Source organism: Geminicoccus harenae (assembly GCF_019800005.1).
Lineage (GTDB): Bacteria > Pseudomonadota > Alphaproteobacteria > Geminicoccales > Geminicoccaceae > Geminicoccus > Geminicoccus harenae.
Map to the genome: position 1 here is coordinate 1 of NZ_JABGCL010000242.1, position 591 is coordinate 591.

General features: G+C 40.3%; 1 protein-coding gene. It reads right to left on the reverse strand.

The genetic code is table 11. The annotated features are described in order from the left end of the window. On the reverse strand, positions 1 to 591 hold a 591-nt coding region (locus tag HLA95_RS27775; RefSeq protein WP_222185212.1), incomplete at both ends, for a hypothetical protein.

Consider the following 591-nt stretch of genomic DNA (forward strand, 5'->3'; position numbering starts at 1 on the left):
GTAATCAAGTCCGTTCAGAGTTTCAGCTAGTACCAATGGGATGATGTTATGAGACTCCGATAACGGAAGAATAAGCTCACATGTTTCAATAGGAATGGATGTGGTTCCATTTGAAACAAGGAAACAACCTATGATGCATAAGGCAAGGGCATATTGGGTAGGCCTATGTAGAGCTAATGAACTTCCTCCCTCCCTCAAGAAAAAAGAAGCAAGCTTAAGAAGGTCAATAGAGTTTTCAGAAATAAAGGTGGATGCCTCCATAGGCGAAAGCTCAAAAAGAGAAGACAAGGTGTGAAAGTAACCGCGACGAAGGGTAGGGAAGACGAAAAGGCCACGAGCAGATACATTCATCAAAGCACAAAATTCTTCAAACAAAGGACATACCTCTTCACGGTTAAATCGAAATACATGAAGATCAGAGTCCCAAAAATGAACAACAGCGTTGAGTAGTTTGTCTTCAAGTTTCACATGACAAAGAGAGAACCACGAAGCTAAGCCGAATCTCGCAAATACTTTCTTATCTTCTTCCCTCATCCTTGCTATGAATAAATTGAGAGTCAATTTGAGAACTTCCATTGTATTTAGTGTGAT